Raw genomic sequence first — 13154 nt, forward strand, 5'->3', positions numbered from 1 at the left:
CGCGAAGGGTGCACCGCCCATTTTGGATCAGTTCACCGAGCCGTAACGCTTCATCGCCTCAATCGCCAACCCGCTGCCAATGCTGCCAAAGATATTGCCTTCAACATGACGCGCATTCGGCAGCATCGCCGAGACGCTGTTGCGCAGTGCCGGGATGCCGCTGGAACCACCGGTGAAGAACACCGTATCGATCTGACCCACCGCCACGTTGGCGTCGTTCAACAACTGCGTGACGCTGCCGCGCACGCGTTCCAGCAAGGCGTCGATCGACGATTCGAACAAGGCGCGGCTCAGTTCCACGCTCAGGCCTGGCTCGATCCGGTCCAGCGGTACATGGCGGCTGTCGGTGTGGGTCAGCTGGATCTTGGTTTCTTCGACCTCCATCGCCAGCCAGTGCCCGGCGCGCTGTTCGATCAGCTTGAACAGTCGGTCGATGCCGCCGGTGTCCTCGATGTCGTAGCGCATGCTGCCCAGCGCCAGGCTGGATTTTTGCGAGTACACCGAGTTGATGGTGTGCCAGGTCGCCAGGTTCATGTGGTGGCTGGTCGGCATGTAGGCGCCGCTCTTCATCCGGCTGCCGTAGCCGAAGAGCGGCATCAGGCCTTGCAGGCTCAGCTGTTTATCGAAGTCGGTACCGCCGATATGCACGCCGCCGGTGGCGAGGATGTCGTCGTGGCGGTTGTCCATGCTGCGACGCTCGGGCGACAGACGCACCAAGGAAAAGTCGGACGTACCACCGCCGATGTCGACGATTAGTACCAGCTCTTCTTTTTCGATGGTCGACTCATAGTCGAACGCTGCAGCAATCGGTTCGTACTGGAACGACACATCCTTGAAGCCGAGTTTGCGCGCGACTTCCACCAGGGTGTCTTCGGCTTCCTGGTCGGCCAGCGGATCGTCATCGACGAAGAACACCGGGCGGCCCAGAACCACGTGTTCGAACTCTCGACCGGCAGCCGTTTCGGCGCGGCTCTTCAATTGGCCGATGAACAGCCCCAGCAAGTCCTTGAACGGCATCGCGGTGCCGAGGACGCTGGTGTCGTGCTTGATCAGCTTGGAACCCAGCAGGCTCTTGAGCGAGCGCATCAGCCGGCCTTCGTAGCCTTCCAGGTACTCGTGCAGCGCCAGGCGACCGTAAACCGGGCGGCGCTCCTCGATGTTGAAGAAGACCACCGACGGCAGGGTGATTTTGTCGTCTTCCAGCGCGATCATCGTTTCCATGCCGGGGCGCAGCCAGCCGACGGTGGAGTTGGAGGTGCCGAAGTCGATGCCGCAGGCACGGGCTGGAGAGGCGTTGTTCATGTCTTTCGGGTTCCGGTCAAAAAACGGCCGCGCAGTGTATGTCAGTGCGCGACAGATTCGAAGGCCGGTCATCTGCTATTTCACGACTAAGCTTCTTGAAAGTCGCAGCTTCGCCCCAAACTTGCTGGCATGGGCCGGCAGACATACCGGCGGTCGCAAGAACCGTCGTCCACTGCCGATAAACTTCTGCTGCGCCACCCGGTCACAAGTTTGAGATCGGTCAACCCGGCACGCGCGAATGAGCGCATGCTGGCCTCGGCGCGAAATCGATAACGGATGGTGATTCCTTCGATGGACTTCAAAGACTATTACAAGATACTCGGCGTGGAGCCGACAGCGGACGACAAGGCGATCAAGGCGGCCTATCGCAAGCTGGCGCGCAAATACCACCCCGATGTCAGCAAGGAAAAAGACGCCGAGGCCAAGTTCAAGGACGCCTCGGAAGCTTATGAAGCGCTGAAAAGCGCCGACAAACGCGCCGAGTACGACGAACTGCGCCGCTACGGCCAGCACGGTCAGCCGTTCCAGGGGCCACCGGGCTGGCAGAGCCGTGGCGGCTTTGGCGGCGGCGGTGGCGACACCGGCGACTTCTCGGACTTCTTCAGTTCGATCTTCGGCAATCGTGGCCCCGGTTTCGGTGGCGGCGAAGGTCGGCAACAACGCAGTGCAGGGCGCCGAGGGCAAGACGTGGAAATGGAACTGCCGATCTTCCTTGAGGAGACGCTGTCGGACGAGTCGAAGAAAGTCAGCTTCCAGATCCCGCAATACAACGCCAATGGTCAGCACGTCAGCAACACCAGCAAGAGCCTGAACGTGAAGATCCCGGCGGGCGTGACCGACGGCGAGCGCATCCGCCTCAAGGGGCAGGGCGCGCCTGGCATTGGAGGCGGGGCCAATGGCGACCTGTACCTGACCATTCGCTTTGCGCCGCATCCGAAATTCGATGTCGAAGGCGAAAACCTGATCATCACCCTGCCGCTGGCGCCGTGGGAACTGGCGCTGGGTGCCGAGGTGGCCGTGCCGACCCTGACCGGCAAGATCAACCTCAAGGTCCCGGCCGGCAGCCAGAACGGCCAGCGCATGCGCGCCAAGGGGCATGGCTTGAAAAACAAGGCCGGTGAGCGCGGTTATCTGTTCGTGCAGCTCAAAGCCGTGATGCCGAAAACCTCGGACGATGAGGTCAAGGCGCTGTGGCAGGAACTGGCGAAGAAAGCCGCCTTCAATCCGCGAGAGAACTTCTGAACCCGACGACGGAGTAGCCCATCATGAGCAGCCCCCTGATCGTTCAACTGGACCTGGCAGAATTCTGTGAGGCGGCCGACTTGTCGGACGTCTACGTGATCGAAATCGTCGAACACGGCATCCTCGAACCTCAGGGCGCGCAGCCCCGGGAATGGCGCTTCACCGATTACGAGCTGAGTCTGGCCAAGCGTGCCGCCAAGTTGCGGCGCGATCTTGAGCTTGAGTGGGAGGGCGTCGCGCTGGCACTCGATCTGCTTGAAGAAGTGCAGGAGTTGCGCGCGGAAAACCGCATGCTCAGGCAGCGCTTGGGGCGCTTGGTGGTCGAATAGGTTCAGGTTGTACATGCGGGCCCCTTCGCGAGCAAGCCCGCTCCCACATGTGATCGCGGTCTCCTGTGGGAGCGGGCTTGCTCGCGAAGAACGATAACGCGGTCAGCCTGCTTAAACCGTTCTGGGCAACACCACACTGAACAACGTCCCGTCAGCCGCGCTCGAGCTGACTTCGATCGTCCCGCCATGCGCGGTGACCACTTCCTTGACGATAAACAGGCCCAACCCGAGGCTGGTCGACGGCTGCCCGAGTTCTTCGTCGGCGCTGCGCACCAACGGGTCGAAAATCGTGCCAATGGCTTCTTCGGAAATCGGCGGGCCATAGTTATGCACCGACAAACACACACTGTCGCCCTCGCCGCTGAGTGTGAGGGTTACGTCGCGATTGTTCGCACCGTGCTGCAGCGCATTGCCGATCAGGTTTTGCAGGAGCTGATCGAGCCGTCCGGCATCCCAGGTACCGCGCGTGTCGCCGTTCACCTTGAGCTTCGGATCGCACTCCGGATTGCCGGCGCACGCCTCGGCAATCGCCGCCCGTGCGGCATTGGCCAGGTCCATCGGCGCCGGTTCGATCGGCAGGCTTCTGCCCAGTCGACTGCGCACCAGTTCCAGCAGGTCGCTGACCATCACTGCCATGTGCCGCGCGCCGCGCTTGATGTGCAGGGCGCAGGTCAGGGCATCGCCTTCAAGGCTGGCTTTGCGCAGCAGCAACTCGGTGGACATGCTCACCGCTTGCAGCGGCGCACGCAGGTCGTGGCCGAGGATGGCGAGGAAGATGTCCCGCGAGCGATTGACCTGTTCGGCGTAGGCCGCAGTCGATTCGGCCAGCGCTTCATCAATGGCTTCGTTGAAGCGGATCATGTCCTGGAAATAGGTCATGTCCGGCGAGTCGAGGCTGTTGACCCACAGGCGGATCACGCAGGCACGCAGATGGCGGAACTCGGAGGTCATCTGCACCAGATCGAAACCCACGGTGTGGCGCAGCTCGCCATGGCTGGCGCCGGCCTCGTCCAGGCTTGGGGTCTTTTCCGGGCCTTCGCCCTTGGCTTTGGCAGCCTGTTCGTCAGGGCTCTGCGGTTTGTTCATGTCGCGGGCGGCGGCCCGCAGAATGGCACTGGCGTGATCGCGCAGCGCGGCGGAATCCAGATAGTCGGCGGCCGGCGTGATGGTCGCGGCAAACTGTTCCCATTCATCGACGATAGGGTCGATGTTGGCCACGATGAACTCGGAAAGACGCATGGGCAGTACCTGAAAATAGGTGGCGCGAATCGAATAGTAGTCCCTTTGGCGGGAAATACACGATCAGTTGCAGCGGTGGTTCTACGCGCCCATGAAAAAGGCCCCGGGTCTGTGCGCAAGGCACCGGCCCGGGGCCTTTTACCATGTGTCGGCGGCCTCAGAACAGGAAGTAGCGCTGGGCCATCGGCAGGGTTTCAGCCGGTTCACACCAGAGCAATACACCGTCGGCCTTGACCTGATAAGTCTGCGGGTCGACGTCGATGTTCGGCAGGTAATCGTTGTGGATCAGATCGGTTTTCTGCACCTCGCGGCAACCTTTGACCACGCCGATTTTCTTTTTCAGGCCCAGGACTGCGGGCAACCCGGCCTCTTGGGCCGCCTGGCTGATGAAGGTCAGGCTGGTGGCGTGCAGCGAGCCACCGTAGCTGGCGAACATCGGACGGTAGTGCACCGGTTGCGGCGTCGGGATCGACGCGTTGGCATCACCCATGAGGCTGGCGGCAATCGCGCCGCCCTTGAGAATCAACGTCGGCTTCACGCCAAAAAACGCTGGACGCCAGAGCACCAGATCGGCCCATTTGCCAACTTCGATCGAACCGACTTCATGGCTGATGCCGTGGGTGATCGCCGGGTTGATCGTGTACTTGGCGATGTAGCGTTTGGCGCGGAAGTTGTCGTTGCCTTCGCCGTCCTGAGGCAGCGGGCCGCGCTGCTTTTTCATCTTGTCGGCGGTCTGCCAGGTGCGCGTGATGACTTCGCCGACGCGGCCCATGGCCTGGCTGTCGGAGCTGATCATCGAGAACGCGCCGAGGTCGTGGAGGATGTCTTCGGCGGCAATCGTTTCGCGGCGGATGCGGCTTTCGGCGAACGCCACGTCTTCGGCGATGCTCGGGTCGAGGTGGTGGCAGACCATCAACATGTCGAGGTGTTCGTCGATGGTGTTGCGGGTGAACGGCCGGGTCGGGTTGGTCGAACTCGGCAATACGTTAGGGAAACCGCAGGCCTTGATGATGTCCGGCGCGTGGCCGCCACCGGCACCTTCGGTGTGGTAGGTATGGATGGTGCGGCCCTTGAACGCGCCGAGAGTGGTTTCGACGAAGCCCGATTCGTTGAGGGTGTCGGTGTGGATCGCCACCTGCACGTCGTACTGGTCGGCGACACTCAGGCAGTTGTCGATGCTCGCCGGGGTGGTGCCCCAGTCTTCGTGCAGCTTGAGGCCGATGGCGCCGGCCTTGACCTGCTCGATCAACGGCTCCGGCAGGCTGGCGTTGCCCTTGCCGGTGAGGCCGATGTTCATCGGGAACGCATCAGCGGCCTGGAGCATGCGCGCCAGGTGCCACGGGCCGGAAGTGCAGGTGGTGGCGTTGGTGCCGGTCGCCGGCCCCGTGCCGCCGCCGATCATGGTGGTGACGCCGCTCATCAGCGCTTCCTCGATCTGCTGCGGGCAGATGAAGTGGATGTGCGTGTCGATGCCGCCGGCGGTGAGGATCATGCCTTCACCGGCGATCACTTCGGTGCTGGCGCCGATAGCGATGGTCACGTTGGGCTGCACGTCCGGGTTGCCGGCCTTGCCGATCGCGGCGATGCGCCCGTCCTTGAGGCCGACGTCGGCCTTGACGATGCCCCAGTGGTCGATGATCAGCGCGTTGGTAATCAGCGTGTCGACCACTTCGGCGGCCAGCAACTGGCTCTGGCCCTGGCCGTCGCGGATCACTTTGCCGCCGCCGAACTTAACTTCTTCGCCGTAGGTGGTGAAGTCTTTTTCGACTTCGATCCACAGCTCGGTGTCCGCCAGGCGCACCTTGTCGCCGACGGTGGGGCCGAACATGTCGGCGTAGGCTTGCCGGGAAATCTTCATTTCAATTCCTTGCAAAAATTGATCGTTCCCACGCAGAGCGTGGGAACGATCAGTCAGTCGAGGTTGCCCATGATTCGCCCGGCAAAACCGAACACCCGCCGATGCCCGGCATATTCGACCAGTTCGATTTCGCGGCTCTGCCCCGGCTCGAAGCGCACGGCAGTCCCGGCTGGAATATTCAGGCGCATGCCACGGCTGGCGGCGCGATCAAAGATCAGCGCATCGTTGCTTTCGAAGAAGTGATAGTGCGAACCGACCTGGATCGGCCGGTCGCCGCTGTTGGCGACTTTCAGGTTGACGGTGCGGCGGCCGACATTCAGTTCGATGTCGCCGGGCTGGATCTGGTACTCGCCGGGAATCATGGCCGGGCTCCTTGCAGAATCTTGTAGTAGAGGGCGGTGGCCCGATACGTACCGTGCGGGTCGCAGGCGTAATCAGGTATTTCACCGGCGCGGGTGTAACCCAGGGCTTTATAGAAATCTTCAGCCGGCGAACCAGCTTCTGTGTCGAGGTAGAGCATGCCGCGCTTGTGCTTGGCCGCTTCGAGTTCCAGTGCATTCATCAATTGCTGACCGAGGCCGCGCCGGCGCGCCTGTTCGCGCACCAGCAGTTTCTGCACTTCGGCGCGATTGAGGCCGTTGGCCTTCTGGCACAAGCCCAGCTGCACGCTGGCCTGCACCTCTTCATCCTTGACCACCACCCAGAGCAACACGCTGCCCTTGTTCACCTGTTGCTGAACATCATCGAAATAGGCGCGCGCCTGGGCGGCATCGAGGTCGGCCATGAAACCGACGCTGGCGCCATAGCCCACGGCGTCGAGCAGCAGATCAATCAGGCCCTGACGATAGTGCGCAAAACTTTCCGCATTGACGCGTCGCAGTTGGGCGGGGTTCATCGCGTGTCACTCCTTGTTGGCGACCGGCGGCTGTGCGCCAGGATTGAGGGTCAGTTGCATGAACGTCAGGTCGAGCCAGCGGCCGAACTTGGTGCCGACCTGCGGCATTTGCCCGGTGATGCTGAAACCGGCGCGCTCGTGCAGACGAATGGAGGCGACGTTGCCACTTTCGATGGCGGCGACCATCACGTGCTTGCCGCAGGCTTTTGCCCGCGCGATCAGCGCGTTCATCAATTGCGGGCCAATGCCGTTGCCGCGCTGGTCGCTGCGCACATAGACCGAGTGCTCGACGGTGTGGCGGAAACCGTCGAACGGCCGCCAGTCACCAAACGAAGCGTAGCCGAGCACGCCGTTGTCGGCGTTGACGATCACCAGAATCGGGTAGGCCTGGGCCTGGCGGGCGCTGAACCAGGCCTGGCGGTTGCCGAGGTCGACCGCCGATTCGTTCCAGATCGCCGTGGTGTTGAGCACCGCGTCGTTGTAGATGTCGCGGATCGCCGGCAGGTCGGCGTGCAGGGCATCGCGAATGGTGTAGGGCATGGCGCGGCCTCAGACGATCGGTTGGTGGACGGTGACCAGCTTGGTGCCGTCGGGGAATGTCGCTTCGACCTGGATCTCCGGGATCATTTCCGGGATCCCCTCCATCACTTGCTCGCGGCTCAGCAGGGTGGTGCCGTAGTGCATCAGCTCGGCCACGGTCTGGCCATCCCGGGCACCCTCAAGCAGCGCTGCGGAGATGTAGGCCATGGCTTCCGGGTAGTTGAGCTTCACACCGCGCGCCAGTCGACGCTCAGCGACGAGGCCGGCGGTGAAGATCAACAGTTTGTCTTTTTCGCGTGGGGTCAGGTCCATTGTGGGTATCCATCAGGGCAGATTGAAAAGGGTCGGGACTGTTGGCATAGATCCCTGTGGGAGCGAGCCTGCTCGCGAATACGGGCTCACATGCAGTACATGTGTTGGCTGACAGGAGGCTTTCGCGAGCAGGCTCGCTCCCACATTAAAGTGCATTTCAGGTGTTCCAGATTCGTGGGGGCTGGGCGTCGCGACCTAGCAGGGCGGGTCTGAGCAAACGCCATAAATCAATGAGCCAGGCGCGGGCCAGCAGTGCCTCGCTCGCCAGGCAGCGGGCAACCAGCAATCCGGGCAACTGCGTCAGATCCCCTCGCACCTCATGGCCCAGCGAACGACACCGCTCCAGCATCTCGGCATCGATTTCACCGGTGACCAGCAACGTCGCAAACACCGGGCTGCCATCCAGCCCGATGGGCGAATCAAGCAACCCGTCATTGCCGCTGATGCGCTGGCGCTCATGCCAGAGCAAGCGGCCGTCGCGGCGAATATCCAGGCGCGCCTGAAAATGTCCGAGGTCGAAACGCTCGCCACTGGCCGGGCGACCCAGTGCCACCACGTCCCAGTAGAACAGCCGCGCATCACCCCGCAGATCAATTGAAGTCGTGAGTTCAGCCTGTGCCGCGCTGTAGATGATGGTTTCCTGGGGGAGCCATTCCAGCGTCGCCCCGGCCGCCACCTGCAAATCGAGATTTTGATAAGCCGGCCCGCTGGCGCGATACCACTTGGCCGCGCCAGGGCTGGTGATCTGTGCCCAGGCGTGCGATTCGACGCGGGCACTGATGCTCAGCCGGTCACCGCCGGCGATCCCGCCCGGTGGGTGGACGATAATGTGCTGGCAGACCTCAGGGCCTTCGGCGTACAGGTGCTTTTGCACCCGCAGCGGGCCGAGGTGGCGACGTTGAACCGGGCGCGTGCAGTCGCCGAAGCGGGCGTAGGCCAGCTCCAGCTCGGCGTGCCAGCTTGGGGTAAACAGGGCAGTGGGAAGCGCTAGATTCATGGTTTGTAATTATCGTTAGGAAGCTACAGATTAAATCGTTACCAGACCTCGTACACCCTCGGCCTCCATATTTTCACCGCGACCCTGCTGCACGATCTCGCCCCGGGACATCACCAGATACTGGTCGGCCAGTTCAGCGGCGAAATCGTAGAACTGTTCCACCAGCAAAATCGCCATGTCACCACGGGCGGCGAGTGTCTTGATCACCGTGCCGATCTCCTTGATCACCGAGGGCTGGATGCCTTCGGTGGGCTCGTCGAGGATCAACAAACGCGGGCGGCTGGCCAGTGCACGACCAATCGCCAGTTGCTGTTGCTGGCCGCCGGACAGGTCGCCACCGCGACGCTGCTTCATTTGTAGCAGCACCGGGAATAATTCGTAGATGAAACCTGGGACTTGTTTCGCTTCGCTGCCGGGAAATCGTGACAGCCCCATCAGCAGGTTTTCTTCCACCGTCAGCCGGCCGAAGATTTCCCGGCCCTGGGGCACATAGGCGATCCCGGCGTGTACGCGCTGGTGTGGCTTGAGCGTGGTGATCGCTTTGCCTTCCCAATTCACCGCACCTTCCTTGGCCGGCAACAGGCCCATCAGGCATTTGAGCAGGGTGGTCTTGCCCACGCCGTTACGCCCGAGCAGGCAGGTGACTTCGCCGACCTTCACGTCAAAGCTCAGGCCACGCAGGATGTGGCTTCCGCCGTAGTACTGGTGCAGCTTGTCGACTTGCAGCATTTCCAGATCTCCTCAAATCCACCTGTGGGAGCGGGCTTGCTCGCGAATGCGGTGGATCAGTCGCCATCAACTTTGAATGACACACCGCATTCGCGAGCAAGCCCGCTCCCACATTGGAACGGTGTTTGCAGTTTCAGCGGCCGAGGTAAACCTCGATCACGCGCTCGTTTTCCTGCACTTGTTCCAGCGAGCCTTCGGCCAGCACGCTGCCCTGATGCAGCACAGTCACGTGGTCGGCAATCGAGCCGACAAAGCCCATGTCGTGCTCCACCACCATCAGCGAATGCTTGCCGGCCAGCGACTTGAACAGCTCGGCGGTGAACTCGGTTTCGGCATCGGTCATGCCCGCCACCGGTTCGTCGAGCAATAACAGTTGCGGGTCTTGCATCAGCAACATGCCGATCTCCAGAAACTGCTTCTGGCCGTGGGACAACAAACCCGCCGGGCGATTGACCGACGTGGTGAGGCGGATGGTCTCCAGCACTTCACTGATGCGATCGCGCTGCTCGCCGCTCAGGCGTGCACGCAAACTGGCCCACACTGACTTGTCGGTTTTCTGCGCCAGTTCCAGGTTTTCAAACACGCTGAGGGCTTCGAACACTGTCGGTTTCTGAAACTTGCGGCCGATCCCGGCCTGGGCTATCTGCACTTCGCTCATCTGCGTCAGGTCGAGTGTTTCACCGAACCACGCTTTGCCATGACTGGGGCGAGTCTTGCCGGTGATCACGTCCATCAGCGTGGTTTTACCTGCGCCGTTGGGACCGATGATGCAGCGCAATTCGCCGACGCCGATGTACAGGTTCAGATTGTTCAGCGCCTTGAAGCCGTCGAAGCTGACGCTGATGTCTTCCAGGGTCAGGATCGTGCCGTGACGGGTGTTCAGCCCGGGGCCGACGCGCTGGCCGAGACCGAGCGAATCGCGGCTGGTGCCGGCGTCCTTGTTCGGCTCCAGTGGCGGGAAAAACGCCGGCTCCAGCATGAATTCAGCGCTCGCTGTCACTCTCATTGCTCACCTCGTTTCTTCAGCAGACCGATCACACCCTTGGGCAGGTACAACGTCACGACGATGAACAGCGCGCCGAGGAAGAACAGCCAGTATTCGGGGAAGGCCACGGTGAACCAGCTCTTCATGCCGTTGACTACACCGGCGCCGAGCAACGGGCCGATCAACGTTCCGCGTCCGCCGAGGGCGACCCACACGGCGGCTTCGATGGAGTTGGTCGGCGACATTTCGCTGGGGTTGATGATCCCTACCTGCGGCACGTACAACGCCCCGGCCAGGCCGCACAACACCGCGCTCAGGACCCAGACGAACAGCTTGAAGCCGCGCGGGTCGTAGCCGCAGAACATCAGGCGGTTTTCCGCATCGCGCAGCGCGGTCAGCACCCGGCCGAACTTGCTCTGCGCCAGGCGCCAGCCGATGAACAGGCTCGCCACCAGCAGCAACACCGTGGCCAGAAACAGCACCGCGCGGGTGCCCGGCTCAGTGATGCCGAACCCCAGAATCGTGCGGAAATTGGTGAAGCCGTTGTTGCCGCCAAAACCGGTCTCGTTGCGGAAAAACAGGAGCATGCCGGCGAAAGTCAGGGCCTGGGTCATGATCGAGAAGTACACGCCCTTGATCCGCGATCGGAAGGCGAAGAAGCCGAACACCAGCGCCAGCAGACCCGGCGCCAACACCACCAGAAACATCGACCAGATAAAGCTGCTGGTGCCGCTCCAGTACCACGGCAGTTCCGTCCACGACAGAAAGGTCATGAACGCCGGCAAGCCATCGCCGGCGGCCTGACGCATCAGGTACATGCCCATCGCGTAACCGCCGAGGGCGAAGAACAGACCGTGGCCCAGCGACAGCAGGCCGGCATAACCCCAGACCAGATCCAGCGCCAGGGCGACGATGGCATAGCAGAGGATTTTGCCGACCAGCGTGAGGGTGTACGCCGAGACGTGCAGCGCATTGTCTGGCGATAACAGCGACAGCAGTGGCAGGGCAATCAGCAGCGCGAGAATCAGCGCTCCGACCGCGATCGTGACTTTCGGCCCGGCCTTTTGCGTGGCCGTGACTAACAGAGGCTGGTTCATCAGTCGATCACCCGTCCTTTCAGTGCGAAGAGGCCTTGCGGACGTTTCTGGATAAACAGAATGATCAACGCGAGGATCAGGATCTTGCCGAGCACCGCACCGATCTGCGGCTCAAGAATCTTGTTGGCGATGCCCAGACCGAACGCCGCGAGCACACTGCCGGCCAGTTGCCCGACGCCGCCGAGCACCACCACCAGGAACGAATCGATGATGTAGCTCTGGCCCAGATCCGGGCCGACGTTGCCGATCTGGCTCAGCGCCACGCCACCGAGGCCGGCGATACCCGAACCGAGGCCGAAAGCGAGCATGTCGACGCGTCCGGTGGGCACGCCGCAGCAGGCGGCCATGTTGCGGTTCTGGGTGACTGCGCGCACGTTGAGGCCCAGACGGGTCTTGTTCAGCAGCAGCCAGGTCAGCGCCACCACGAACAAGGCGAAGGCGATGATCACGATGCGGTTGTACGGCAGCACCAGATTCGGCAGCACTTGAATGCCGCCGGACAGCCACGCCGGATTCGCCACTTCAACGTTCTGCGCGCCGAACAGCAGACGCACCAGCTGGATCAGCATCAGGCTGATGCCCCAGGTGGCGAGCAAGGTTTCCAGCGGCCGGCCGTAGAGGTGACGAATCACCGTGCGCTCCAGCGCCATGCCGATTGCCGCCGTGACCAGGAACGCCACCGGCAGCGCGATCAGCGGATAGAACTCGATGGCTTGCGGGGCGTAGCGCTGGAACATCAACTGCACCACGTAGGTCGAGTAGGCGCCGAGCATCAGCATCTCGCCGTGGGCCATGTTGATCACCCCGAGCAGGCCGAAGGTGATCGCCAGACCGAGCGCCGCGAGCAGCAGGATCGAGCCGAGGGACATGCCGCTGAAGGCCTGACCCAACACTTCGCCGATCAGCAGTTTGCGCTTGACCTGAGCGAGGCTGGTTTCGGCGGCGGTGCGCACGCCGGCATCGCTTTCGACGCCAGGCTCGAGCAAGCCTTCGAGGCGGGTGCGAGCCAGTGGATCGCCGGTTTCACCAAGCAGGCGCACGGCGGCCAGACGCACCGCCGGTTCGGCATCCACCAGTTGCAGGTTGGCCAAGGCCAGGCTCAGGGCGTCGTGAACGCCTGGGTCTTTTTCGTCAGCCAGTTGCTGGTCGAGGAATTTCAGCTGCGCCGGTTTGGCGCTTTTCTGTAATTTCTGCGCGGCAGTCAGACGGGTTTTGGCGTCGGCGGCGAGCAATTGGTGGCTGGCCAGCGCGGTGTCGATCAGACCTCGCAGGCGGTTGTTCAGGCGCAGGGTTTTGGCTTGGCCGTCGATGGTCAGCTCGCCTTGTTGCAGGGCGTTGATCAGCTCGATACGGGCCGGATCGGGCTGCGCGGCCCAGGCTTCCAGCAGTTTGGCTTGCTGCACCGGGTTGGCGGCGACGAAGTCTTCGGCATCGCCGGCGTGGGCCAGCATCGGCAGCAACAGCGTGATGGCGAGAAGCAAGCGGTAAAGGGCAGTGGGCATATGCTTGGCCTTGCGTAGTGATCGTTCCCACGCTCCGCGTGGGAAGGCAGCCCGGGACGCTCCGCGTCCCCAAAGCGGACGCAGAGCGTCCGTTGAGGCATTCCCACGCAGAGCGTGGGAACGATCA

At 62.4% G+C, this 13154-nt stretch carries 14 protein-coding genes; 2 read left to right on the forward strand and 12 right to left on the reverse strand.

What is annotated here, in order from left to right:
• Positions 1-27: 27 nt before the first annotated feature.
• Positions 28-1302 (reverse strand): Hsp70 family protein, encoded by a 1275-nt coding sequence (locus QMK55_RS16450; protein WP_102354350.1) that lies wholly within the window; start codon positions 1300-1302, stop codon positions 28-30.
• A gap of 291 nt (positions 1303-1593) precedes the next feature.
• Here QMK55_RS16450 and QMK55_RS16455 point away from each other — a divergent pair, with 291 nt between their 5' ends.
• Together QMK55_RS16455 and QMK55_RS16460 are read left to right on the forward strand one after the other, a co-directional pair.
• Positions 1594-2544: a DnaJ C-terminal domain-containing protein gene (locus tag QMK55_RS16455; protein ID WP_102354469.1), complete on the forward strand. Its 951-nt coding sequence runs from the start codon at positions 1594-1596 to the stop codon at positions 2542-2544.
• Between the two features lie 23 nt (positions 2545-2567).
• Positions 2568-2873, forward strand: a complete 306-nt coding sequence (locus QMK55_RS16460; RefSeq protein WP_102354351.1) for a chaperone modulator CbpM — start codon at positions 2568-2570, stop codon at positions 2871-2873.
• Between the two features lie 111 nt (positions 2874-2984).
• Here QMK55_RS16460 and QMK55_RS16465 read toward each other — a convergent pair whose 3' ends face one another.
• From QMK55_RS16465 to urtB, 11 genes are all read right to left on the reverse strand, one after another.
• Positions 2985-4112, reverse strand: coding sequence for a sensor histidine kinase (locus QMK55_RS16465; protein WP_102354352.1), 1128 nt, complete (start codon positions 4110-4112; stop codon positions 2985-2987).
• 157 nt (positions 4113-4269) lie between these two features.
• Positions 4270-5970, reverse strand: coding sequence for an urease subunit alpha (ureC, locus tag QMK55_RS16470; protein WP_320329566.1), 1701 nt, complete (start codon positions 5968-5970; stop codon positions 4270-4272).
• A gap of 53 nt (positions 5971-6023) precedes the next feature.
• Complete coding sequence (locus tag QMK55_RS16475; RefSeq protein ID WP_102354354.1) at positions 6024-6332, reverse strand: urease subunit beta; 309 nt, start codon at positions 6330-6332, stop codon at positions 6024-6026.
• Entirely contained in the window at positions 6329-6865 is a 537-nt protein-coding gene (locus tag QMK55_RS16480; RefSeq protein ID WP_320329567.1) for a GNAT family N-acetyltransferase, read from the reverse strand. The genes QMK55_RS16475 and QMK55_RS16480 overlap by 4 nt, the downstream gene beginning before the upstream one ends.
• Positions 6866-6871: 6 nt before the next feature.
• A complete protein-coding gene (locus QMK55_RS16485; protein WP_320329568.1) occupies positions 6872-7405 on the reverse strand; it encodes an N-acetyltransferase family protein in 534 nt (177 codons plus the stop codon).
• 9 nt (positions 7406-7414) lie between these two features.
• Positions 7415-7717, reverse strand: coding sequence for an urease subunit gamma (ureA, locus tag QMK55_RS16490; RefSeq protein ID WP_003221215.1), 303 nt, complete (start codon positions 7715-7717; stop codon positions 7415-7417).
• Between the two features lie 157 nt (positions 7718-7874).
• Entirely contained in the window at positions 7875-8714 is an 840-nt protein-coding gene (locus tag QMK55_RS16495; protein ID WP_320329569.1) for an urease accessory protein UreD, read from the reverse strand.
• A gap of 30 nt (positions 8715-8744) precedes the next feature.
• Positions 8745-9443: an urea ABC transporter ATP-binding subunit UrtE gene (gene urtE / locus QMK55_RS16500; RefSeq protein ID WP_320329570.1), complete on the reverse strand. Its 699-nt coding sequence runs from the start codon at positions 9441-9443 to the stop codon at positions 8745-8747.
• Between the two features lie 133 nt (positions 9444-9576).
• Positions 9577-10449: an urea ABC transporter ATP-binding protein UrtD gene (gene urtD / locus QMK55_RS16505; RefSeq protein ID WP_102354360.1), complete on the reverse strand. Its 873-nt coding sequence runs from the start codon at positions 10447-10449 to the stop codon at positions 9577-9579.
• A complete protein-coding gene (gene urtC / locus QMK55_RS16510) occupies positions 10446-11525 on the reverse strand; it encodes an urea ABC transporter permease subunit UrtC (protein WP_320329571.1) in 1080 nt (359 codons plus the stop codon). Before urtC ends, urtD begins: the two co-directional genes overlap by 4 nt.
• A complete protein-coding gene (gene urtB, locus QMK55_RS16515; protein ID WP_320329572.1) occupies positions 11525-13027 on the reverse strand; it encodes an urea ABC transporter permease subunit UrtB in 1503 nt (500 codons plus the stop codon). Before urtB ends, urtC begins: the two co-directional genes overlap by 1 nt.
• Positions 13028-13154: the final 127 nt, after the last annotated feature.

The organism is Pseudomonas sp. P8_229 (assembly GCF_034008635.1).
Taxonomy (GTDB): domain Bacteria; phylum Pseudomonadota; class Gammaproteobacteria; order Pseudomonadales; family Pseudomonadaceae; genus Aquipseudomonas.

Coding starts and splice junctions, on each gene's coding strand:
- QMK55_RS16450 (WP_102354350.1), bottom strand. CDS start 1,302: ATGAACAACGCCTCTCCAGCCCGTGCCTGCGGCATCGACTTCGGCACC.
- QMK55_RS16455 (WP_102354469.1), top strand. CDS start 1,594: ATGGACTTCAAAGACTATTACAAGATACTCGGCGTGGAGCCGACAGCG.
- QMK55_RS16460 (WP_102354351.1), top strand. CDS start 2,568: ATGAGCAGCCCCCTGATCGTTCAACTGGACCTGGCAGAATTCTGTGAG.
- QMK55_RS16465 (WP_102354352.1), bottom strand. CDS start 4,112: ATGCGTCTTTCCGAGTTCATCGTGGCCAACATCGACCCTATCGTCGAT.
- ureC (WP_320329566.1), bottom strand. CDS start 5,970: ATGAAGATTTCCCGGCAAGCCTACGCCGACATGTTCGGCCCCACCGTC.
- QMK55_RS16475 (WP_102354354.1), bottom strand. CDS start 6,332: ATGATTCCCGGCGAGTACCAGATCCAGCCCGGCGACATCGAACTGAAT.
- QMK55_RS16480 (WP_320329567.1), bottom strand. CDS start 6,865: ATGAACCCCGCCCAACTGCGACGCGTCAATGCGGAAAGTTTTGCGCAC.
- QMK55_RS16485 (WP_320329568.1), bottom strand. CDS start 7,405: ATGCCCTACACCATTCGCGATGCCCTGCACGCCGACCTGCCGGCGATC.
- ureA (WP_003221215.1), bottom strand. CDS start 7,717: ATGGACCTGACCCCACGCGAAAAAGACAAACTGTTGATCTTCACCGCC.
- QMK55_RS16495 (WP_320329569.1), bottom strand. CDS start 8,714: ATGAATCTAGCGCTTCCCACTGCCCTGTTTACCCCAAGCTGGCACGCC.
- urtE (WP_320329570.1), bottom strand. CDS start 9,443: ATGCTGCAAGTCGACAAGCTGCACCAGTACTACGGCGGAAGCCACATC.
- urtD (WP_102354360.1), bottom strand. CDS start 10,449: ATGAGAGTGACAGCGAGCGCTGAATTCATGCTGGAGCCGGCGTTTTTC.
- urtC (WP_320329571.1), bottom strand. CDS start 11,525: ATGAACCAGCCTCTGTTAGTCACGGCCACGCAAAAGGCCGGGCCGAAA.
- urtB (WP_320329572.1), bottom strand. CDS start 13,027: ATGCCCACTGCCCTTTACCGCTTGCTTCTCGCCATCACGCTGTTGCTG.